This window comes from Clostridium sp. UBA7791 (assembly GCF_002480755.1).
Taxonomy (GTDB): Bacteria; Bacillota; Clostridia; order Clostridiales; family Clostridiaceae; genus Clostridium_J; species Clostridium_J sulfidigenes.
This window is the reverse complement of the sequence record NZ_DLCT01000005.1, coordinates 1,199,475-1,221,920: the sequence shown is the minus strand read 5'-3', so window position 1 is coordinate 1,221,920 and position 22,446 is coordinate 1,199,475. Positions and strand designations below refer to the sequence as shown.

Annotated in this window: 18 protein-coding genes and 2 tRNA genes; all 20 read right to left on the bottom strand. The window is 30.3% G+C overall.

Annotation, left to right across the window (positions count from 1 at the left end):
* Window positions 1–277: 277 nt before the first annotated feature.
* The 20 genes from B3Z56_RS11265 to B3Z56_RS11170 all read right to left on the bottom strand — a co-directional run bounded on the left by B3Z56_RS11265 (window position 278) and on the right by B3Z56_RS11170 (window position 22,212).
* On the bottom strand, window positions 278–475 hold the full coding sequence (locus B3Z56_RS11265; protein ID WP_346878975.1) for a hypothetical protein: 198 nt from the start codon (window positions 473–475) through the stop codon (window positions 278–280).
* 118 nt (window positions 476–593) lie between these two features.
* Entirely contained in the window at window positions 594–1,400 is an 807-nt protein-coding gene (nudC, locus tag B3Z56_RS11260) for an NAD(+) diphosphatase (protein WP_346876171.1), read from the bottom strand.
* 126 nt (window positions 1,401–1,526) lie between these two features.
* Window positions 1,527–1,602 (bottom strand) — tRNA-Lys (locus B3Z56_RS11255).
* Window positions 1,603–1,823: 221 nt separating this feature from the next.
* Window positions 1,824–1,899 (bottom strand) — tRNA-Lys (locus tag B3Z56_RS11250).
* A gap of 127 nt (window positions 1,900–2,026) precedes the next feature.
* Entirely contained in the window at window positions 2,027–3,163 is a 1,137-nt protein-coding gene (locus tag B3Z56_RS11245; RefSeq protein WP_346848071.1) for an alanine/ornithine racemase family PLP-dependent enzyme, read from the bottom strand.
* Between the two features lie 235 nt (window positions 3,164–3,398).
* Entirely contained in the window at window positions 3,399–4,868 is a 1,470-nt protein-coding gene (locus B3Z56_RS11240) for a PLP-dependent aminotransferase family protein (protein ID WP_346878796.1), read from the bottom strand.
* A 137-nt stretch (window positions 4,869–5,005) separates the two neighbouring features.
* Entirely contained in the window at window positions 5,006–5,464 is a 459-nt protein-coding gene (locus B3Z56_RS11235) for a hypothetical protein (protein ID WP_346848069.1), read from the bottom strand.
* A gap of 270 nt (window positions 5,465–5,734) precedes the next feature.
* Window positions 5,735–6,913, bottom strand: a complete 1,179-nt coding sequence (locus B3Z56_RS11230) for an O-antigen ligase family protein (protein WP_346848068.1) — start codon at window positions 6,911–6,913, stop codon at window positions 5,735–5,737.
* 517 nt (window positions 6,914–7,430) lie between these two features.
* Entirely contained in the window at window positions 7,431–8,675 is a 1,245-nt protein-coding gene (gene purD / locus B3Z56_RS11225; protein WP_346848067.1) for a phosphoribosylamine--glycine ligase, read from the bottom strand.
* A 30-nt stretch (window positions 8,676–8,705) separates the two neighbouring features.
* The gene (purH, locus tag B3Z56_RS11220; RefSeq protein WP_346848219.1) at window positions 8,706–10,223 is read right to left on the bottom strand and encodes a bifunctional phosphoribosylaminoimidazolecarboxamide formyltransferase/IMP cyclohydrolase; all 1,518 of its coding nucleotides are present in this window, start codon (window positions 10,221–10,223) and stop codon (window positions 8,706–8,708) included.
* Window positions 10,224–10,227: 4 nt separating this feature from the next.
* Window positions 10,228–10,842, bottom strand: coding sequence for a phosphoribosylglycinamide formyltransferase (gene purN / locus B3Z56_RS11215; protein WP_346878795.1), 615 nt, complete (start codon window positions 10,840–10,842; stop codon window positions 10,228–10,230).
* Window positions 10,830–11,828 (bottom strand): phosphoribosylformylglycinamidine cyclo-ligase, encoded by a 999-nt coding sequence (gene purM / locus B3Z56_RS11210; RefSeq protein WP_346848065.1) that lies wholly within the window; start codon window positions 11,826–11,828, stop codon window positions 10,830–10,832. Before purM ends, purN begins: the two co-directional genes overlap by 13 nt.
* 16 nt (window positions 11,829–11,844) lie before the next feature.
* Entirely contained in the window at window positions 11,845–13,269 is a 1,425-nt protein-coding gene (gene purF / locus B3Z56_RS11205) for an amidophosphoribosyltransferase (protein WP_346848064.1), read from the bottom strand.
* Between the two features lie 39 nt (window positions 13,270–13,308).
* Complete coding sequence (gene purC / locus B3Z56_RS11200) at window positions 13,309–14,010, bottom strand: phosphoribosylaminoimidazolesuccinocarboxamide synthase (RefSeq protein WP_035132920.1); 702 nt, start codon at window positions 14,008–14,010, stop codon at window positions 13,309–13,311.
* A complete protein-coding gene (gene purE / locus B3Z56_RS11195) occupies window positions 14,010–14,489 on the bottom strand; it encodes a 5-(carboxyamino)imidazole ribonucleotide mutase (RefSeq protein WP_346848063.1) in 480 nt (159 codons plus the stop codon). Before purE ends, purC begins: the two co-directional genes overlap by 1 nt.
* Before the next feature lie 26 nt (window positions 14,490–14,515).
* Window positions 14,516–18,286 carry a phosphoribosylformylglycinamidine synthase gene (locus tag B3Z56_RS11190; RefSeq protein ID WP_346878794.1) on the bottom strand — a complete coding sequence of 1,257 codons (3,771 nt, stop codon included), beginning with the start codon at window positions 18,284–18,286 and terminating at the stop codon, window positions 14,516–14,518.
* 257 nt (window positions 18,287–18,543) lie between these two features.
* Window positions 18,544–19,491: an ROK family protein gene (locus B3Z56_RS11185; protein ID WP_346848061.1), complete on the bottom strand. Its 948-nt coding sequence runs from the start codon at window positions 19,489–19,491 to the stop codon at window positions 18,544–18,546.
* Between the two features lie 95 nt (window positions 19,492–19,586).
* Window positions 19,587–20,345, bottom strand: a complete 759-nt coding sequence (locus B3Z56_RS11180; protein ID WP_346848060.1) for a YdcF family protein — start codon at window positions 20,343–20,345, stop codon at window positions 19,587–19,589.
* Window positions 20,338–20,793, bottom strand: coding sequence for a VanZ family protein (locus tag B3Z56_RS11175; protein WP_346877468.1), 456 nt, complete (start codon window positions 20,791–20,793; stop codon window positions 20,338–20,340). The genes B3Z56_RS11180 and B3Z56_RS11175 overlap by 8 nt, the downstream gene beginning before the upstream one ends.
* Window positions 20,794–20,814: 21 nt before the next feature.
* Window positions 20,815–22,212 (bottom strand): Sapep family Mn(2+)-dependent dipeptidase, encoded by a 1,398-nt coding sequence (locus tag B3Z56_RS11170; RefSeq protein WP_346878793.1) that lies wholly within the window; start codon window positions 22,210–22,212, stop codon window positions 20,815–20,817.
* Window positions 22,213–22,446 lie beyond the last annotated feature (234 nt).

The following is a 22,446-nucleotide window of genomic DNA, read 5'->3' as shown; positions in this document are numbered from 1 at the left end:
CCTTTAATTGCTCCTTATTTGCTATGTAAAATTTCAATAGCTTTATTATAACATAGTAAGATTTTTTTATTGAAATTTTTATATAATTCCTTAGCACATTATTTTCTTTTCAAATTCTAAGATTTTATAATTAAACCCTAAAGAGCTATCTCAAAATAATTCTCTAGAATCTCTAAAATATTGAGTTTATACTTTAATACCATTAGCAGATAATACTCAACATAATTAAGATTTAGATTACTTTGAAATAGCCCTTTTATAAATAAAATATTTAATTTTAATAACCGTTTTTTTTTGCTACGATACCACTTTCATTGGTACCTGACTCTTCAATAGTAGTATTAAAGCTACTTTGAGCGTATTGACCTTGAGATTTATTTCCATTACGAAGATAGTTCTCCTTTTTGTATTTCCTTTTATCTTCTTCACGTTGTTTAATCTCATATTGTTGTTCTCTTAATAAATCATGATCCATCTTTATCCCTCCTTTAACACATATATTCATTGTTTATTATGTGTTAAAGTTTTTATAGTATACTGTTAAACACAATATACTTTTCCTATGAATTCTATTATTAATTTAATTTTAAAATCTAGATCTCAGTATAATTATCCTTAAACCAATCTATTAGTTTTCTTGCAATACTAATGCTTCCAGGAATACTAGGTAAATTATTTACCTCAAACCAGTTTGCCTCTTCAATTTCAACTCCATCAACCTTTATTTCACCCTTATCATATTCTGCTGTGAACCCTACCATAAGAGAATTAGGAAATGGCCATGGTTGATTACCAAAATATTTTATATTTTTAACTTCTATTCCCACTTCCTCCATTACTTCCCTCTCTACACATTCCTCTAATGTTTCACCAGGTTCCAAAAACCCTGCTAAAACACTATAAAAATTATGTTTTGACTTAGCATTTTTAGCAAGAAGTAATTTACCATCTTTAACTATAGCAACTATTATAGCAGGACTTATTCTAGGGTAGCTTATAAAACCACACTGTGGACATATTTTCCCATATTCATTTAGTATAGTATTAGTACTATTACCACAAACACCACAATATTGATGGGTTCTATCCCAATTCATGATTTGAATAGCACGTCCTGCTTCTATATATATTTCATCTGAAACTTGTCCATATAAGTTTCTTAAGGTTATAAATTTCATACCCAAAGGTTCTGTATACTCTTTTGATACCTCTACAGAGTAACATTTACCACAACTTCTAGTTCCTAGATCTTGAACTCTTACTGGATTAATATTAACTGATTCTAAATCTTTAAATCTTGGTATAAAAATTTTATCCTCTTTTTCTTCTACTAATAATTCATTTTGTCTAAATATAAACCAAATAGGAGCATTAGTTTTTTCTGTTGATAAATGATTCATTATTTTTCCTTCTTTCATTTTGTATAAAATCTATATTAACCTTAATATATTTTATTAATTAAGTCTATACTATTTTTTAGTTTAAAATGTAAAATACCTCGTAATACTTATTAGTACTACGAGGTATGGTGCGCCATCAGGGGTTCGAACCCTGGACCCCTTGATTAAGAGTCAAGTGCTCTGCCAGCTGAGCTAATGGCACATGTCCTTGTCACAAATATTATTATACAACCCACTGTAAGTTTTGTAAAGTATTTTATTAAAATACATTAAATAAATATTTATCATTTAATGTAAAAAAATATAAACCAATTCAGTTTATACTTAAATAGATTAATTTAATCATATTAATTATTTTACGAGCTACTTTTTTCAAAAAAATTTTTATTAAAAAGAAACAACACTCTACAGTATTGTTTCCCTTGGTGCGCCATCAGGGTTTCGAACCCTGGACCCCCTGATTAAGAGTCAGGTGCTCTGCCAACTGAGCTAATGGCACATGTCCTTGTCACAAATATTATTATATTAATATTATTTAATTTTGTAAATAATTATAGGTATATACAATAGATTTCAAAATATCTATTGCATATACCTATATTGTATTTAAACATCCTTTATCTTCATTATATAAATTTCTTATTTACATCCCTTGATCCACTTAGATATAATAAGTGTGGATAATATATATTGAATTCTATAACATCACCAACTTTATAATTTGTCTTACAGTCTTCTATATCTATAATTAAATGGTCACTGCTAGCACCAATTACCTCTATATTTTTATCTATAGGTATTAAAGTATCTACAGAAACAAAATCCTGCTTACCTATTGCCAATAATGCACGTCTTCTTTCACCTCTATCTTCATAGGTGGGCTTATTCCCAAATGCATCTATAAATATTTCACCAATTGGATGAGATGGCTTATTTTTAACTTCCACTACCTGAGCTTTTAGCACAAAGGCATCTTGATGTAACATGGACATATCATACTCCCAAAAATCATCTAAATCCTTAGCAACTAATATTCCTTCTCCAATTCTTAAATTATTAATTTTACTTGGTATTTTTCCATCCCAAATTAAAGTTAACGAAGAAGTAGCTCCTCCTGAAACCACATCCAATTCTCTTCCAATCAAAGCTTCTATTTTTTCTGCTACATTACATAACTTACCTAAATTCTCTTCTGTAGGTTTCACAGAACCATAGCATCCTAAATTTGTCCCTATACCATAAAGTTTTACATTAGTTAATTCTTTCTCTACATATAAGGCTAAGTTTATGAACTCTTTTTCATCTACAATACCTTCCCTTAAATCACCTAAATCCATCATTAAAATAACTTTGTGATTCTTGTTTTTGTATTTACACTCTTCGTTTATTTTCTTTAAAGTTTCAATTTCAGAGTTTAAACTTATATCCACATATTCCACTAATTGTTTTATTTCATTATGCATAGGTATTCTTATAAGCATAACAGGTTTTTTTATACCTTGTTTTTTCATCTCTATAACTTGATTTATTCTAGATGTAGCAAGATACTCACATCCTGCCTTATCCATCTCTGAAACTATCTGTGGCATAGCATGTACAACTTTAACTACTCCTGCTACAGAAATTCCTTGATTCTTACATAAATCCACTACATATTTAGTATTATCATATACCTTTTTTAAATCTATCTCTAGTAGCGGAAATTCTTCCAGCTCCTCTATTTCCTTTATATGAATATCATTAATCAAAGTGTTTTCTAACATAGTATCCTCTCCTGTCCCCTAATATAAAGATACCTAATTTAAATTAGTTTTATTTAACAGCTGCTATCCTATTTATATTATAAGAAAATTCACTCAATACTTCTCCATCCATATTAATTAAAATAAGCCCAACCAAAAACTACTCATAACACAACCATATAATTATGTTATGAGTAATTAAAAACAAATATAATTCTAAATTTAGTTGATTGCTTAATCGCTCTAAACAGAGTTCTTACCTTCTAACCAATTCTTTAATAAGTAATGACAGTTTTAATAAACCTTCCTCTAGCTCTTCTATAGGTGCATAGGAAAAAGATATTCTCAAAGAATTATTAAAATTAGCATCATATATATATCCAGGATACAATAAAATTCCCATTTTACATGCTTCATCAAAAAGCTTATACATACCTATTTTATACTTTAAAGTAATCCAAACATAATAACCCCCTGAGGGTATTTCCCAAGTAGCTATATCCTTGAAGTATCTATTTAAAGCATTTATTGTTACATCTCTTCTTATAGTTAATTGACTTCTTATCTCTTTTAAATGATTTTCATACAACCCCGTTTCTAGCCACTTACCCACAGTAAGTTGTGATAAAGAGCTAGAACCATAATCAGTTTGCATCTTTATATCACCTAATCGTTCAATTACTGGTTCTGGTCCCACAATCCACCCAATTCTTAATCCTGGACATAATGTCTTTGATACACTTCCTACATATAATACCAATCCATTAGTATCTATACTCTTAATAGGGTCCGGTGGTGGAGCGTCAATCCAAAGCTCCCTATATACATCATCTTCAATAATAGGTAACTTCTCTTTCTGACAAACCTTTATCAACTCTTTTCTTCTTTTTTCTGACATGACTATAGAAGTAGGATTTTGAAAATTGGGTATAGTATATAGTATAGATGGAACATGTTTTTTTATGTAATCTGGAATTAAATTAGCCATAACTCCTTCATTATCCATAGGTATCCCACTTCTTCTCATATCTAATGACTGAAATATTTGAAGTGAGTACATATAAGAAGGATTTTCTAACAATACAGTAGAACCCTTTTGCAATAATCCCATAGAAATTAGCTGCATTGCTTGCAAAGCTCCAGAAACAATAAGTATAGAACCTGGTGATGCATATATGCCAATTGTCTTTAAATAATTACTTACTTGCTGCCTAAGATACATAGTTCCACTGGGACTTTCATATCCTAAATTATCCATATCCCTCGCTACTTCATTTAATATTATTTTCATATCTTCTTTTGGAAATAATTCTGATGATGGTTCTCCAGTGCTCAATCGTATATAATCTTCTCTAAACTCAAGGGTATTGATTTTCTTAATAGTCTTAACATTAGGGATATGAATGCCTTCATCAATATAGGACTTCCAATCTGGTTGTATATTAGATAATAAAGGTGATACATTATTTACTATTTTAGTTCCACCCTTTCCCTTACCCTCTAAGATTCCTTCTGCCTTTAACTCATCTATAGCTGAAACAATAGTACTTCTATTTACATTAAAAATTTTAGCTAATTCTCGTTGCGTAGGAATCATGAATCCGACTTGCCATTCTCCTCCATTTATTTTCTCCTTAAAGTACTCTACAATTTGAATATATAGAGGCTTATTTATGTTTTTATCCGGCTTCCAATCTATATTTATTATATTTATCTCTCCCCTCAAGATAATAATATACTATTAAATATATTTGCTTATCTATTTAATATATTAACCTAAATATTTCTTCTTTTATAGTCCTTTATAAAAATAGAGCTTAATTATCAGATGATAACTAAGCTCTTATAAATTTAATTTTTCTATTAGGATTGCATTTCTATCTCTTTCTCCTCTAAGTAAGTACATATGGCTCTGAAATCATCTATCCAATGAATTTTTGCAAGTTCTCGCAAATCTAGAATTATACCTGTACTTTTATGTTTGATATACTCCATATTATAGATTTCCGTTTCTACAAAATTATTTATATAACTATATATACATGGAACAAATTTATCCCAATTCTGTTCAAAATATTTAGTTTTTGCATAACATAATCTATTTATATGAAATATTATCCCTATAGGCGTACTCTTCGTGGCTAGTTTATGACTAAAATATTCTTGATTAGGGTATTTGGGCTCTACTCTTTCCCAATATAAGTTTTCATTGGGATGTAAATTGAATTTATCAATTATTTTGCACTTTTCTTCCCCCAACTCTTCTCTCATCAACTTTTCTCTAATAGGCTGTTCTAGCTCTTTTAAATACTTTAGATTCATAATGTAATGCCCCCTATTAAAACCTTGTTATAAATTTCTTAATTTCATTTTATTGCTTTATATAGCAATTTACCAATACTAATTATTGATAAGTATAATAATACTTATTGGTAATATTAATACAACAATATAAATTAATCTATTATACTAATTACATATATAATTTTAATAAATGAAAATCCTGTACTTAGCCTTTACTTAAGCTCTAATATATAAAAAAGCTTTTATGAGAATAAACTTCTTCATAAAAGCTTTTACAAAACTTAATAACTATACAGCTATACTTCTTCTTTTTGAAAACACACTAACACTTTCTTTTGCTAGAGCCGTGACTATAGATGATGATCCAATAAATAGTATTCCTATTTGAGGAGTTATTATTGTAAAATCAATTACTCCATGAACTAAAACAACTACCTGTATTGCCATAAGTAAAGCTACACTACTATATCCAGATTTATAAAGATATATTAAATCTTTATAGATATTTGCTCTTATATATAAGTAAATTAAAAGTCCGATTACTCCTAAAGAAGTTAATAATGATAGCCATATATTATGAGAATGATTAATAACAGAACTATATCTTGAATATTCATTACCATGCTCTATAGTTCCTAACATTCCCCAACCAATCAATGGTTTCTCATCTATCATCTTTAAAGATCCTAACCATATTTCTTCTCTAGTGTCAAAAGACCTCTCCATCTGATGACCAGTAATCTCTTGAGAAATATCAGATACTTTTGGAGGAGTAAAACCTACTATACCTATAACTAATAAAATAGATATAACAATTATTATATCACTCTTATTTCTTTTTACTTTCAATAGTAATAGGGAAACTAATCCAAATATTAATCCAATAAAAACCCCTCTTGAGCCAGTTAAACAAAGATTTATTAAAAATAGAGCTGTAGCACTATAATATGCCAACTTCACCTTAACACTTTTACTATTAGAAGCATAGTATATGGCCATTATCATCATAATAGCAAACCAATCTCCAGCTATGTTCGGATTTCCAAAAGTACTAAAAATTCTATGATTAGTTGAAACCTCCAATGGTACACCTAAAAATTTTTTCCACAGTTCCATTGGGAAATATGCAAAAGTAACCTTTTCTATAATTCCAACAATTCCCGAAAAAATTGAAAACTTAATTAAATAATTACATATTATTTCCAATTTTTCTTCTGTCTTGCAATAGTTTTGTAATACTACACTTATAGTAAAATATAAGAAAAAAACTATTGAAACAGCGGCAGACATAATACTTTTATTAAGAAGTCCAGCTAATAGAGACCAAAGAAACAAAAGAACCAATCCCATATTCCAACTATTTTTCTGTATTTCCTCTCTCATCTTTATAACTCTATAAGTAGTATATACTCCGGTAAATAATGCAGTATATGGAGACATAATAATTAATAATATTAAATTAAACATAATCTTCACCTTTATTTTTCTATTCTTCCATATATAATATGTTATTATCATCATGGAAATTATTTTATAGTTTTACATAATAATGTGTTCTTAAAATCCTCTATATATATCTTACACATTTTTACTAATTTTGTTAATACTTTTTACATATTTTGGTATATATTTTTTTTAACACATAAATATACACATTGATTATAATACATTATGTACGAATTTATTTCAACATAAAAAACATATTGTAATAAATTCGTAAGAACTTCCTCACTGTATATTATAGGATTTAAAGTTACTTCATATACCTTAAATTAATAAAATTATACTCTTTTCTCTTTTCTTTAACTATTTTACAATCAAGACTACTCTATAAACTAGATTTTAAATAAATGTAGATTTACTTATGAAAACCATTTTATGAAATTTTCACAAAGCCTATAAATATATAATATAGTGAGTATATAAATAAAAATGCTAAGGAGTAGCTATATTCCACCTCCTTAGCATTTTCTTATTTCAGTATTTATTTACCTATATCTTTTCTATAATACATTCCATTAAAATTTACTTGTAATATCCCTTTATAAGCCTTTTCTCTTGCCTCTTCTAGATTATCTCCAAGAGCTGTAACTCCTAAAACTCTACCACCATTAGTAATTAATTTATTATATATGGAATCAGCTCCAGCAATAAATACCTTTTCACTACAACTATCAACACCTGTAATTAACTCACCTTTTTCATATCTCCCCGGATATCCTTTCGAAGAGCCTATAACACAACAAGCTGTCTTATTTTTAAACTTAACTATATCATCACTAAGTTTTCCTTCTATTGCAGCTTCAATTATATCAATAAAATAACTCTCCATAAGAGGTAACACCACCTGTGTTTCTGGATCACCCATTCTAACATTATACTCTAAAAGATATACTCCTTTTTCGCAAATCATCAATCCAAAGAATATTATTCCTATATAGTCTAGATTTTCTTCCTGTATCCCCTTAAGCGTTGGCTTTAAAATATCCTCTTTAAAGGCTTTTAAAACACTTTCATTACAGTATGGGTTTGGAGCCACAGTTCCCATTCCACCTGTATTAGGTCCCTTATTATCCTCAAATATAGTTTTATGATCCTTAGATGATATAAATGGAATTATAGTATTTCCATCCGTAATACTTAATATTGAAGCTTCTACACCTGGTAAGAATTCTTCAATTATAATTTCCTTACCTGCTCCTCCAAAAGTATCATTAACCATGAAATCATTAATGGCTAAAATTCCTTCTTCCTTAGTTTCAGCTATAACAACGCCCTTACCTGCAGCAAGTCCATCAGCTTTTATAACTATTGGATATTCAGCCTTTTCCAAATACTCTAAAGCCTTCTTTGAATCTCTAAAAGCTTCATAAGCTGCAGTTTTAACTCCATATTTTTTCATAAATTCCTTAGCAAAGGTTTTGCTTCCTTCAAGAGTTGCTGCTTTCTTACTAGGTCCAAATATTTTTAGATTGTGACTTTTAAATAAATCTACTATACCATTACATAGGTATACTTCTGGTCCAACTACAGTTAAATCTATAGAGTTTTCTAAAGCAAAGTTTAGAAGTTTATCATTGTCTGTTAAATTAATATTTTCACATTTATGTTCCATAGAAGTACCACCATTTCCTGGAGCACAATATATCTTTGAAACCTTATCACTCTCACCGAGCTTCCATGCTATAGCATGTTCTCTTCCACCATTTCCTATGACTAAAATTTTCATAAAATCACCTCCAGTTTAACTTATAGGATACTAATGTTTAAAATGTCTCATTCCTGATAAAATCATAGGTATGCCATACTCATTGCATGCCTCAATACTCTCATTGTCTCTCATAGATCCACCTGGCTGAATTATTCCTTTTATATTATGTTTACTAGCTTCATCTACACAATCTCTAAATGGGAAGAACCCATCAGAAGCAAGGATTACTCCATCTCCAGCTCTATCTATAGCTTGAGTTGTAGCCCAAATTCTATTAACTTGTCCACCAGCTATTCCCTTGGCCATACCATCCTTAACTACTACTATAGCATTGGACTTTACATATTTACAAACCTTCATTCCAAATATCATATCACTCATATGTTCCTTTGAAGGGTTTGCTTCTGTAACTACTTTTAATTCCTCGTAAAGCTTTCTATCTACATCTTGTACTAATATACCTCCATCTACAGAAACAACTTCTTTTTTATCACTTGGTTTACTCATACATTTTATAACTCTTAGATTTTTCTTTGTTTTAAGTACTTCTAAAGCTTCTTCTTCGAACTCAGGCGCAATAACAATTTCTAAGAAAGTTTTTTTCATTTCTTCTGCTGCCTCTTTAGTTACTTTAGTATTAATAGCTACTATACCTCCAAAAATTGAAACATTATCACAACTATATGCTTTACTATAAGCGTCTAAAGCAGAATCACCCACCGCAACTCCGCATGGTGTATTATGTTTTAAAGCACAACAGGTAATTTCTTCAAATTCATTTACTACTTTCCAAGCTATATCCATATCCTTTATATTATTGTAAGAAAGTGCCTTACCATTTAATATTACAATATTATTAAGCATTCCAGTTTTATTTGTGTTAGTAAATACAGAAGCTTCTTGATGAGGATTTTCTCCATATCTTAAATCTTCCATTTTTTCATAAGATAAGGATAAATACTTATTTGAATGCTTATCCTTATTCTCCATGTGGTTTAATAAGTATTCACATATTGCACTATCATAGGCTGTGGTTAAGTTAAATACCTTCATAGCAAGATATTTACGAGTTTCAAAGGAAACTTCTCCACTTTCCTTCATTTCCTCCATAACTATTTTATAATCTTCTACATCACTTATTACTACCACATCTTTAAAGTTTTTAGCAGCACTTCTAAGCATTGTTGGACCACCTATATCTATAAATTCTACTGTTTCTTCAAAGGTTAATCCCTCATTAGCTTTTTCAAAGAAAGGATATAGATTAACACAAACTAAATCTATAGTATCTATTTCTCTTTCTTTTAAAGTTTTCATGTGCTCCTCATTATCTCTAATAGCAAGGATACCTCCATGAACTACAGGGTGTAGTGTTTTTACTCTTCCATCTAACATTTCTGCTGCCTTTGTAACTTCTGCTACTTCTTTAACTTCTATGTTATTTTTCTTTAAAAGACTATAGGTACCACCAGTAGATATAACTTCTATCCCATGCTCTACTAAGAATTTTGTAAACTCTACAATTCCATTCTTATCATAAACACTTATTAAAGCTCTTTTCATAATTCCATTACTCCTTTATAATAACTTTTCTATCCTCTATAAAAAGCTTATGCTCACTCATAAGCTTTATAGCTAATGGCAAAGCTTTATATTCTTCTTCTAATATTCTTTTTTGTAGCTTTTCTGGAGTGTCATCTGATTTTACATTTACTACATTCTGGATAATTATAGCTCCTGTATCTGTATTTTCATCTACAAAATGTACTGTACATCCACTAACTTTTACACCATAATCTATTGCAGCTTCATGAACTTTAATTCCATACATTCCTTTTCCACAAAAGCTTGGAATAAGTGAAGGATGAATATTAATTATTTTCTCTTTAAAACCATCTACTAAAGGAGATGATATAATTGATAAATATCCCGCAAGAACAATTAAATCCACCTTATCATTTAATACTTCATAAATTTTATTGCTTAGCTCTTTCTTATATATCTTTCTATCTAAGACTAAAGTATCAATATTGTGTGCTCTAGCTCTTTCTATTCCATAGGTTCCTTCTCTATCACTTATGACATACTTAATATTTACATCTTTTAAATATCCATTTTTAATGTTATCAATGATAGCCTGGAGATTAGTTCCTCCACCCGAAACTAATACTGCTATATTAAGCAAACTCCTCCACCTCCAGTTTGTACTTTACCTATTTCATAAGCTTCTTCTCCAAGAGCTTTAAGTTCATTAATCACATCATTTTTAACAGAGCTATCTACCGCAAGAACCATACCTATTCCCATGTTAAATGTATTAAACATATGATACTCGTCTACGCCTTTATTAATTAAATATTGGAATATAGGTTGTCTTGGGAAAGAATCCTTTTTTATCTCTGCTGTAAAGTTATCTTTAAACATTCTTGGTACATTTTCATAAAATCCACCGCCAGTTATATGTGACATTCCATGGATATCAAATTTCTTCATAAGTGCTAATACGGGCTTAACATATATCTTTGTTGGTTCTAATAGAATTTCTCCTATAGTTCTTCCTTCAAGGACTTCATCATAATTCTCAACAACTTTTCTTACAAGGGAATAGCCATTACTGTGTACACCAGAAGAAGTTATGCCTATAAGTGCATCCCCTTCTTTAATTTTACTTCCATCTATAATTTCATCTTCATCTACAATACCAACAGCAAATCCTGCAAGATCATAATCTCCTAAATTATACATTCCTGGCATTTCTGCTGTTTCTCCTCCAATAAGTGAAGCATAACTTTGTAGACATCCTTCACTAACACCTTTTACAATATCACTAGCTATTAGAGAATCTAATTTTCCACAAGCAATATAATCTAGGAAAAATAAAGGCTTAGCACCATGACATAGAATATCATTAACACACATAGCTACACAGTCTATCCCTACTGTATCAAATTTTTTAAGCTTGATTGCAATTTCAATCTTAGTCCCTACTCCATCAGTACCTGAAACTAGTACAGGTTTTTTATATCCTTCCGGTAGTTTTACCATTCCAGCAAAACTTCCAATCCCATTTAAAACCGATGAAGTTAAAGTTCTTGCTGTATATTCTTTCATAAGTTTTACCGCTTTATAACCTTCTTCTATATTAACCCCTGCATCTTTATATGTTATCATTCTATATCACTCCTTACTAAAATTTAACTGGTGCTGATATTGGATACTCTCCATCAAAACATCCACAACAAAATCCATGGTCACTATCAAGACATTCTAATAAGTTTTCTTTTGAAAGATAGACTAGACTATCTGCTCCAATAACTTCCCCTATTTCTTTTTCATTCATTTTCTCACCTATAAGCTGACTTCTGTAAGGTATATCTATACCATAATAACAAGGATATTTAACCATAGGAGAGCAAACTCTAAAATGAACTTCTGAAGCCCCAGCTTCCTTAAGCATAGTTACCAATCTCTTACTTGTGGTTCCACGTACTATAGAATCATCTATTAAAACCACTCTTTTACCAAAAACATTTTCTTTTATCACATTAAGCTTTACATTTACAGAAGCTTCTCTCTCTTCTTGCGTTGGGGCTATAAAAGTTCTTCCAATGTACTTATTCTTAATAAGTGCCATATCTATAGGTATACCTGATGCCTTAGCATATCCCATTGCAGCTGACATTCCTGAATCTGGTACCCCAACTACTATATCAGCTTCCACAGGTGCCACTTCATAAAGCTTAATTCCTGCTTTATATCTAGAATTATTAACACTAATTCCATCTATAACACTATCCGGTCTTGCAAAATATATATATTCAAAAGAACAGGTGGCAAGCTTAGATTTTTCACCAAACTTTATGGATTTTACACCTTCTTCATTAATTACAACTACTTCACCAGGCTCAACATCTCTTATAAATTCAGCACCTGTGGCATTAAGTGCACAACTTTCTGATGCTAATACATAACTTTCATTTATTTTACCAAGGCATAGCGGTCTAATTCCATAAGGATCTCTTACTCCTATTAACTCATTTTCAGTTAATATTATAATAGCAAAGGAACCTTTTATTGCTTGCATAGAATCAATTACACTTTGAAGTATACCTTTCTTAGCACCTCTAGAAATAAGGTTTATAATTACCTCAGTATCAGTAGATGTTTGAAACATACACCCTGATTCTTCTAAAAGTTCTTTAATGATATCAGCATTAGTTAAATTTCCATTGTGAGCTATAGCAATGTTTCCTAGCTTAAATTTTCCCATAAGTGGTTGAGCATTTTTTAATGAACTTCCACCTGCTGTAGAATATCTTACATGCCCAATTGCACCATATCCCTTTAATTCCTTTAGGGTTTTCTTACTAAATATTTCAGATACAAGACCCATATCCTTATGGCAATTCATATCGCTTCCATCAAAAGTTGCTATTCCTGCACTTTCTTGGCCTCTATGTTGAAGGGCATAAAGACCATAATATGTCCTTTTTGCCACATCTAAATTATCCTTTTTACTATATATACCATATACCCCACACTCATCATGAAATTTATCTTCATCATAACACTCATATCCATCGTAACTAGAAGCCTTAAACTTAAAATCCATTACTGTTTCCTCCTAAATAATACTCTTGCCAATGATTAATTACTTAATTCTTTCAAGCACCTTTGTATATCCTTCTACTAAATCTCCTAGTTCTCTTCTAAATCTATCTTTATCAAGCTTTTCTCCTGTTTTAAGATCCCATAATCTACATGTATCTGGAGAAACTTCGTCTGCTAGTAATATTTGTCCATTAAGTTTTCCAAATTCCAATTTAAAATCTACTAATTTTATATCTTGATTCAAGAAAAATTCAGTAAGTATTTTATTTACTTTAGAAGCTTGGTCATATATATAATCTAGTTCCTCTTTTGTAACTATTCCTAATGCCATAGCATGATAGTCATTCATTAAAGGGTCTCCTAAATCATCATTTTTATAACTAATTTCAAGTACTGTATTCTTAAGCTCTGTACCCTCTTCAACCCCATATCTCTTAGCCATACTTCCAGCAGCTATATTTCTAACTATAACTTCTAGTGGAATTATATCTACCTTCTTACATATTTGTTCTCTATCACTAATTTTTTCAACAAAGTGAGTCTTTATTCCTTTTTCTTTTAACATTTCAAAGATTATGGAACTGATAGTATTATTTAGTATTCCCTTTGAAGCTATTGATGCCTTCTTCTCACCATTAAAAGCTGTTGCATCATCCTTGTAGTAAACAAGTACTTCATCTTCCTTTTCAGTTTTAAATATTCTCTTTGCTTTTCCTTCATAAATAAAATTTTTCATATCCATTATAATTCTACCCCCGCTTCATTTTCCTTTATAAAATTTTCTTTCATATTTTTTCTATATTCCTTTAATTTATCTTTAATTTCTGGGTACTTTACTGAAAGCATTTGTACTGCCATCATTCCACCGTTATAACTATTATTTATTCCTACAGTAGCCACTGGAATTGATTTTGGCATCTGTACTATTGAATAAAGAGAGTCCACGCCATTTATAGCTGCATTTATTGGAACCCCTATTACTGGTATAATAGTTTTTGAAGCTATAACTCCTGGAAGATGAGCTGCTAGCCCTGCTCCAGCTATAATTGCTTCACAGCCTTCTTCCTCTAGCTTTTTTAAAACTTCTGTTAATTTTTCTGGCACCCTATGAGCTGACAACACATGAGCTTGGAAAGGGATATTAAATTCTCTTAAGCATTTCGCTGCACCTCTCATTACCTCTGTGTCTGATTTACTTCCAAATATAATTGCTACCTTCATTTAATTCTCCTCCACATCTACAAATCTTATTTAAAATACTTAACTCCACTCTGGAAGATTTTCATATCATGTTCACCTAATACATTTTTAATAACACCATTTCCTACTCTCTCGCTATGAGCCATCTTTCCAAATACTCTTCCATCTATACTTGTGATTCCTTCAATTGCATATATAGATCCATTTGGATTAAAGTTTATATCATAGGTTGGATTACAGCTATTATCTACATACTGAGTTGCAACCTGACCATTTTTAAATAATTCTCTTACCACATTTTCATTAGCAACAAATCTTCCTTCACCATGAGAAATTGGAACTTTATAAATTTCACCTTCATTACACTCACTAAGCCATGGTGATTTATTACTCACTATTTTAGTATTTACCATTGTACTTTGGTGACTTCCAATTAAATTATGGGTTAAAGTTGGGCTATCTTCAGCAATATCTCTTATTTCTCCATAAGGTACAAGTCCTAGTTTTATAAGAGCTTGGAATCCATTGCAAATTCCTAGCATCAAGCCATCTCTATTGTTTAATAACTCCATAACAGCATTATTAACTCTTTCATTTCTAAATATGGCATTTATAAACTTACCTGAACCATCTGGCTCATCTCCCGCTGAAAATCCTCCAGGTAACATAATTATTTGAGATTCTTTTATACTTTTCTCCATATTCAATATAGATTGCCCTATATGTTCAGGAGATAAATTATTAAATATAACAGTTTCAACCAATGCTCCTGCTTTTAAGAAAGCCCTCTCACAATCATATTCACAGTTTGTTCCAGGAAAAATCGGAATAAGTACCTTAGGTTTTGCAATCTTAATCATTGGTGATACTTTTAAATTTTCATCTCTTTTGCTTCTATCAAATAAAATTTCGTCCTTCATTTCAAGATGATTTATTCTATCTTTTCCGTAGTTTTTATTGAAAATTTCTTCAAGGCCATCTTCATATGAACTAGCTAACTTATTTAAGTTAATTTTTTCATTTACTCTTACTATTGCATGTTCTTCTATTGTATCTCCAAGATAAATTATGTTTTCATTATCCATATTAAAATTCTGGTTAACTTCTAGTATGATAGATCCATACCCAAATCCTTGAAGCTGCTCCATAGATACTTTCTCATTTAACTCAATACCTATATTATTTCCAAAGCACATTTTAGAAATAGCTTCTAAAGCACCACCATAATTTATACTTCCACTTGCTAAAATTTTTCTTGACTTTATTAGTTCACTTACCAATCTATAGTTATTATTTAACACTTTAAAATCTGGAGTAAAATCTTCCTTTATAGGCGCATTTATAACTATAACTTTACTTCCAACTTTCTTAAAGTCATTACTTATTGTATTGTCTATGTTTCCTGTAGTCACAGCAAAACTTATTAATGTAGGTGGAACCTTTAGGTCTTTAAATGTTCCAGACATACTATCCTTGCCACCTATTGCTGCTATTTCTAAATTGTGCTGTGCATATAGTCCACCAAGTAATGCTGCAAATGGTTTTCCCCACTTTTTAGGGTCATCTCCTAACTTTTCAAAATACTCTTGGAAAGAAAGGTAAGTTCCATTTATATCTCCACCTAAAGCTACTAGTTTAGTAATACTCTCTACCACTGCATATAATGCTCCATGGAAGGGACTCCATTTCGAAATTTTAGGATTATAACCATGCGCCATTAAAGCTGTAGTAGTAGTCTCTCCATTTTCCACTGGTATCTTAAATACCATCCCATCCACTTGAGTTCTTTGAGTTTCTCCTCCATATGGCATTAATACTGTATTTCCTCCTATGGTGGAGTCAAATATATTCATAAGACCCCTTTGTGACATCACATTTAAGTCCTTAGACAATTCTTCAAAGGCTTCCTTTAGTGATAACTTAATATTTTTCTTGTTAAAGTAGTTATCTTCTTCTTTGGGTGCAGTAACCTGAACCTTACCATAAGTACTAACACCGTTTGTATCTAAGAAATCTCTCTTTAGATTAACTATTTCTGTTCCTTGCCATGTAATAATCATGGATTTTTCTTCAGTTACCATTGCCACTACTGTAGCTTCTAAATTTTCTTCCTCACAAAGAGTTATAAATTTCTTTACATCTTTTTGTGAAACCACTACAGCCATTCTTTCTTGTGACTCTGATATAGCTAATTCAGTTCCATCTAAACCTTCATATTTTTTCTTAACTTTATCTAAGTTAATTTTAATTCCATCAGCAAGTTCTCCAATTGCTACAGAAACTCCACCAGCGCCAAAATCATTACATCTCTTTATCAATGTTGTAACTTCATTTTTTCTAAATAATCTCTGGATTTTTCTCTCTGTAGGTGCATTCCCCTTTTGAACTTCTGAACTACAGTTGTCAATGGATTTTTCATTGTGCTCCTTAGATGATCCTGAGGCTCCACCAATTCCATCTCTTCCTGTTCTTCCTCCAAGTAATATTACTACATCTCCTGGAGTTGGTACTTCTCTAATAACATTTTTTGCAGGAGCTGCTCCAAGCACTGCTCCCACTTCCATTCTCTTAGCTACATACCCTTCATCATAAATTTCTCTTACATATCCTGTAGCAAGTCCAATTTGATTTCCATAGCTACTATATCCTTTTGCTGCTTCCTTCGTAATCTTTCTTTGCGGAAGCTTCCCTACTAAAGTTTCCTTTATGGCTTTTCTTGGGTCTCCAGAACCAGTAATTCTCATAGCTCCAAATACATAACTTCTACCTGATAGTGGATCTCTTATAGCTCCTCCAAGACAAGTTGAGGCGCCTCCAAAAGGTTCAATTTCTGTTGGATGATTATGCGTTTCGTTTTTAAACATTAGAAGATACTTTTCTAGCTTACCATTAACATCCACATCGATAACTATACTACATGCATTTATCTCTTCAGATTGATCTAATTTTTCAAGTTTTCCATCTTTTCTTAGCTTCTTCATAGCTATAACTGCCATATCCATCAAAGTTATTGGCTTTTCTCTATCTTTATATACTTCTCTTCTGTAGTTCTTATATACTTCGAACCCTTTTTTAACAGGCTCTATATACTTTCCTTCCTCAAAATCTACATCTGTTAATACTCTTTGAAAAGTAGTATGTCTACAGTGATCTGACCAATAAGTATCTAATACTTTTATTTCTGTAATTGTAGGATTTCTATCTTCTCTTTTAAAGTAATTTCTTATAAGAACTATATCTCCAATACTTAAAGATAACCCTTTTTCCTTTAAAAAATTCTGCAATTCACTTTCATTCATATTTATAAATCCATCTATTATCTCTACCTCTGATGGCAATTGTTGATCTTCCATTATAATTTCTTTTTTCTTTAGTGAACTTTCCTTAGAATCTACAGAATTTATATAATAATTCTTTATTTTTTTAATTTCTTCTTTGGTAACCTCTCCATATAAAGCTATTACTTTCGCTGTCTTAACTTGTGGAGCTTCCTTTTGTGTAATTAGTTGAATACATTGAGCTGCTGAATCAGCCCTTTGATCATACTGGCCTTCATGGTATTCAACTACAAAGTAATTACTTCCTTCTAAATCTATATTTTCCTCATATATATTATCGGTATTCTTTTCACTTAATACCGTATATTTTATTGCTTCCAACTCTTCATTTGTAATACCACAAATATCATATTTATTTATTAACCTTATATCATTTATGCTTTTTATTGATAATAAGTTTTTAACTTCTCTTAATAATTCTTGTGCATCCTTATTAAATTCTGATTTTTTTTCAACATAAATGGTGAATATTTTATTCATTTAACGTATCCCCCTTTAATATATACGAACATTATATAATATAATACATTTATTATTCGTCTTTATTTATATAATAATACAAACTTCAAAAAAAATAAACCTTTATTTGAAAATTTCATATTTTTTTTATATGTGCTATACATATAATTCAATTTTAGATTTTTTCGAAATATTTTATGGATAAATTGTGAATGAAATTAAAAGCACCTATGGAATACTATTTATATCCATAAATGCTTTTATTATATATATATTTTTTATCTATATTTACACAGAGAAGCTGCTCCTATAATACCACCATCATTTCCAATGCCAGATAATAAAATTTTCCCTACATCCATACCTTTATAATAAGTTATTTGAGATACTTTTTCCCTTAACATAGAAATAAAATACTCTCCTGCAGCTGATAAACCACCTCCTATTACAAAAACTTCAGGATCTACTATAGAAATAATATTCATAATTCCTATAGCTAAATAATTTGTCATTCTACCAATTACTTTACAAGCTACCTTGTCTCCTGCCTTAGCTTGGTCAAATATAACTTTTCCATCAATACTATTTAAATTACCTTTAACTTCAGTCATAATAGCTGAATCATTTCCTTCTTCAATCAGTTTTCTCGCATGCTTTATTATAGCTGTAGATGAGGAAAAGGTTTCTAAACATCCATTTCTCCCACAATTGCAATCATAATAATTTTCTCCCACTATCATATGCCCAATTTCAGAGCCTATTCCGTGGAACCCATCATATACATGTCCATTAATTATTATGCCTCCACCAATACCGGTTCCTAAGGTTAGTAAAACTCCCGTATGATAGCCTTTCATAGCTCCAACTACCAATTCAGCTACTCCAGCTACAGTAGCATCATTACCTACGAAAACCGGAATACTTAATTTCTCCTCAATAGCACTCTTGATATCTACATTATTCCACCTGAGATTTACACAATCAATTATGATTTGGCTTTTAGGATCCACTATTCCAGGTATACCTATTCCTATACCCTGTATATGAGATTTAGGTATATTATTAACATTTATAGTCTTAGAAATCAATGCTATTATATCTTCAATAATGTCATTGAATCCGTTTTCCCTTTTAGTAGGAATTGAATCTTTGTATATTAACTTATTATCACTATCCACAATACCAATTCCTACGTTAGTTCCCCCTAAATCTATTCCTATATACATATAAATCGCCTCCTATAGATCCTAATATACATATTATTAAATTAATTACGTTAATATTTTTCAATAATAAAATCAACATACAGTACTGTTTAACTTTATTTTATATAATGATAAATTAACTCCTTTACATAAGCAAAACTTTCTCTCACATAAAAATTCAATGATGTAATTATTTCATTTTTAGCACTATAACAATATATCTTTAATCCCGTATTAATTCCTATGTACTTAGCTCTAAACATGTGGAATCTATTGGTTATTAAGGTAACACTTATATTGTCCTTTTCTTTACTTTTATTCTCCATTATTACTTTTGAAAACTTAAAATTCTCATAGGTATTAGTAGACTTTTCTTCCATTATAATATTATTCTCATCTACTCCATTACTTACTAAATATCTCTTCATAGCAAGAGCTTCAGTGATATCCTCATCTTTACCCATGCCGCCACTAACTATAATAGGTATATTATCATGGATTTTATTATATTCTATAGCTTTATCTAGTCTAAAACGTAAAGATTTAGATATTTGTTCCTTATTTATTCCAGCTCCTAATACTAAAACATAATCTGTAATACGGTCATCCTCAATAGTGCCAGTATATATAATTAATCCTTCTAATACACAAAAAAATATAAGACCTATAGAAACAATTACAGTTAATACTTTTCCTGAGGAATTTTCTGTAAGGTTATTTTTTAAAATCCAATGAGTTATATAACTCAATATAGCTACTATTAGCCAGAACCCAGCAAAGGCTATATGGAAGTTAAATATCTTTAAAATACAATAATATATAATAGCAAACCATCCTATGTACACAAACATATGGTATAATTTAAACTTATTCATAAAATTGTCCTCTTTTCACTATTTTTATATGGGTAGCCATATAATTTACTATAAAGAATGTAACTACACCACTAAAATCAATTAGTACATCTCTTACTTCAGAGCTCCTACCTATAATAAAACTCTGCAAAAACTCATCGCTTAAAGCCACTAATATACAAGATAATAGAATAAAAGAGTTATTTTTCTTTTTATTGAAAGCTCCACAGGTGATTGTAACTAAACCACCCAAAATGAAATATTCTGTAAAATGAGCTCCCTTCCTAACTATCACAGTCAATACTTCCCCCTTAGATTCATCTAATTTTAAAGTACTTAATATAACATTTACTATTTTAGAGCTAGAACTTGAAGATTCCACCGCCGGTTGAGATGACATATAAAATATAAAGCTAATCCAGAAAATAGTTATAAGCAATAGTATGTTTTTTTTCTTAATATCCTCCACCCCTTTCAACAATTTTAAATTTTATTTCAATAGTTCATATATAGCCATAGCATATATTTCTACTAAATCCATAAATTCATCCAAAGTAATAAATTCATCAACTCCATAATCTAACCCCTTATTTTTAGGAAGTATAGGTCCAAAGGATACCAGGTTACTCAAGACTCTTGCATAGGTTCCTTTTGAACTTACGTAAGGCTGTGATTCTTCATCACCAGTAACTTCTCTATAAGCCTTCATAAGTTTTTTTACTACAAAGCTATCCTTAGAAAAGGAAACTGACCTTAGGTGACTTAGATTTTTTATTTCAAGAGAAGAATACTTAAAACCATCTTTAACTAATTCTAATACATCACTATATACATATGATATAGGATAGTTGATATTAACCTTTATATCAACTCTATCACTAGTTAAATTTATGGTGCTCACATTAAAAGTAAAGTTACCAGAATCTTCATCTTGTAATTTACAATTTATTTTTTCTCCATTGTATGAAGTAGAAATTAATCTATTATATTCATGAACAAATTCTCTTTTATCAATAAATTCCTCAAAATTCTCAAGAAACTTAAGTCCATAGGATATGGCATTTACTCCTTTATCCGGGTTGTTACTATCAGCTTCCTTACCTATAAATTCTATATTCATAAGTTTATTTTGACTTATAGTTTTATATTTTATGTTTTGAAGTTTTGAAAACCTTTTTAGCTCCGTTTCAATTTTATCTTTAAATATATCTTCACAACTAAGTATAATACTAATTTTAGACGGTACAGTATCTATACTTTGTCCTCCAACTATTTGTACTATATTGATAGGCGCATCAAAGCCACCTGAAAATTCCATATGAAGATCAAAATTCATTATACCCTTTTCTCCATATATAACAGGAAATACACCGTCTGGGGTAAACCCTATATCTGGAGCTACTTCATATTCCTTATAATAATTTATGCTTTTTATTCCAGTCTCCTTATCCGCCCCCACAATCATTCTAATTTTTTTTCCTTCTGGAATTAAATCTTCATCCTTTAAGAATTTCATAGCGTATAGACAAGCTATTAAAGGTGCCTTTGCCTTTACAATACCTCGTCCATATATCTTACCATCATAAATTTCTCCTGAAAATGGGGGTTTTGTCCACCCTGCTCCTTCTTCGTTCACATCTACATGACATAAAACACCAATTGTATAATCACCACATCCAGCATCTACTTGACCACAGTATCCGCAAAAGCTTTGACTTTTAAATCCCATATCTTTAGCTTTGTCTAACACAAACCTAAGACTCTTGTGAACTTCTTCCCCGAAAGGCATATTAGGCTTTTTATGAGAAGCTACACTTCTTATTTTTACTAATTCTATCAAATCTTTTATAATCTGCTCTTTATTTTCATCTATATGTTCCTTAAACATAAATAACTTTAGAAGTTTGTACCAATAAGTACTGTACTTACTAAAGTTCACCTCCTTATATTTGAAAAACTTTTATACCTTAAATAAACTGATTTCTTAGCTTCTCCGAAGCTTAGAAATCGTTATCCAGGGACATACCAACTCTTAACTCTCACTTTTAAAAAGAGAGAGTACTAGAACTGGTAGTCATCGGATAAATCCATTGTAAACTTATTCATTCCATTAATGAATTGT

What these genes read in the sequence shown, in the direction of transcription:
- B3Z56_RS11230 (WP_346848068.1), bottom strand. Translation starts at nt 6,913, where the DNA reads ATGTTTAATTTAATATTATTAATTATTATGTCTCCATATACTGCATTA.
- purC (WP_035132920.1), bottom strand. Translation starts at nt 14,010, where the DNA reads ATGGATATGAAAAATTTTATTTATGAAGGAAAAGCAAAGAGAATATTT.
- B3Z56_RS11245 (WP_346848071.1), bottom strand. Translation starts at nt 3,163, where the DNA reads ATGTTAGAAAACACTTTGATTAATGATATTCATATAAAGGAAATAGAG.
- B3Z56_RS11185 (WP_346848061.1), bottom strand. Translation starts at nt 19,491, where the DNA reads ATGTATATAGGAATAGATTTAGGGGGAACTAACGTAGGAATTGGTATT.
- purM (WP_346848065.1), bottom strand. Translation starts at nt 11,828, where the DNA reads ATGATAACATATAAAGATGCAGGGGTTAATATAGAAGAAGGTTATAAA.
- purD (WP_346848067.1), bottom strand. Translation starts at nt 8,675, where the DNA reads ATGAAAATTTTAGTCATAGGAAATGGTGGAAGAGAACATGCTATAGCA.
- B3Z56_RS11265 (WP_346878975.1), bottom strand. Translation starts at nt 475, where the DNA reads ATGGATCATGATTTATTAAGAGAACAACAATATGAGATTAAACAACGT.
- B3Z56_RS11170 (WP_346878793.1), bottom strand. Translation starts at nt 22,212, where the DNA reads ATGTTTAAGGAACATATAGATGAAAATAAAGAGCAGATTATAAAAGAT.
- nudC (WP_346876171.1), bottom strand. Translation starts at nt 1,400, where the DNA reads ATGAATCATTTATCAACAGAAAAAACTAATGCTCCTATTTGGTTTATA.
- B3Z56_RS11235 (WP_346848069.1), bottom strand. Translation starts at nt 5,464, where the DNA reads ATGAATCTAAAGTATTTAAAAGAGCTAGAACAGCCTATTAGAGAAAAG.
- purE (WP_346848063.1), bottom strand. Translation starts at nt 14,489, where the DNA reads ATGAAGGTAGCAATTATATTTGGAAGTAAATCAGACACAGAGGTAATG.
- purF (WP_346848064.1), bottom strand. Translation starts at nt 13,269, where the DNA reads ATGGATTTTAAGTTTAAGGCTTCTAGTTACGATGGATATGAGTGTTAT.
- B3Z56_RS11190 (WP_346878794.1), bottom strand. Translation starts at nt 18,286, where the DNA reads ATGAATAAAATATTCACCATTTATGTTGAAAAAAAATCAGAATTTAAT.
- B3Z56_RS11180 (WP_346848060.1), bottom strand. Translation starts at nt 20,345, where the DNA reads ATGAATAAGTTTAAATTATACCATATGTTTGTGTACATAGGATGGTTT.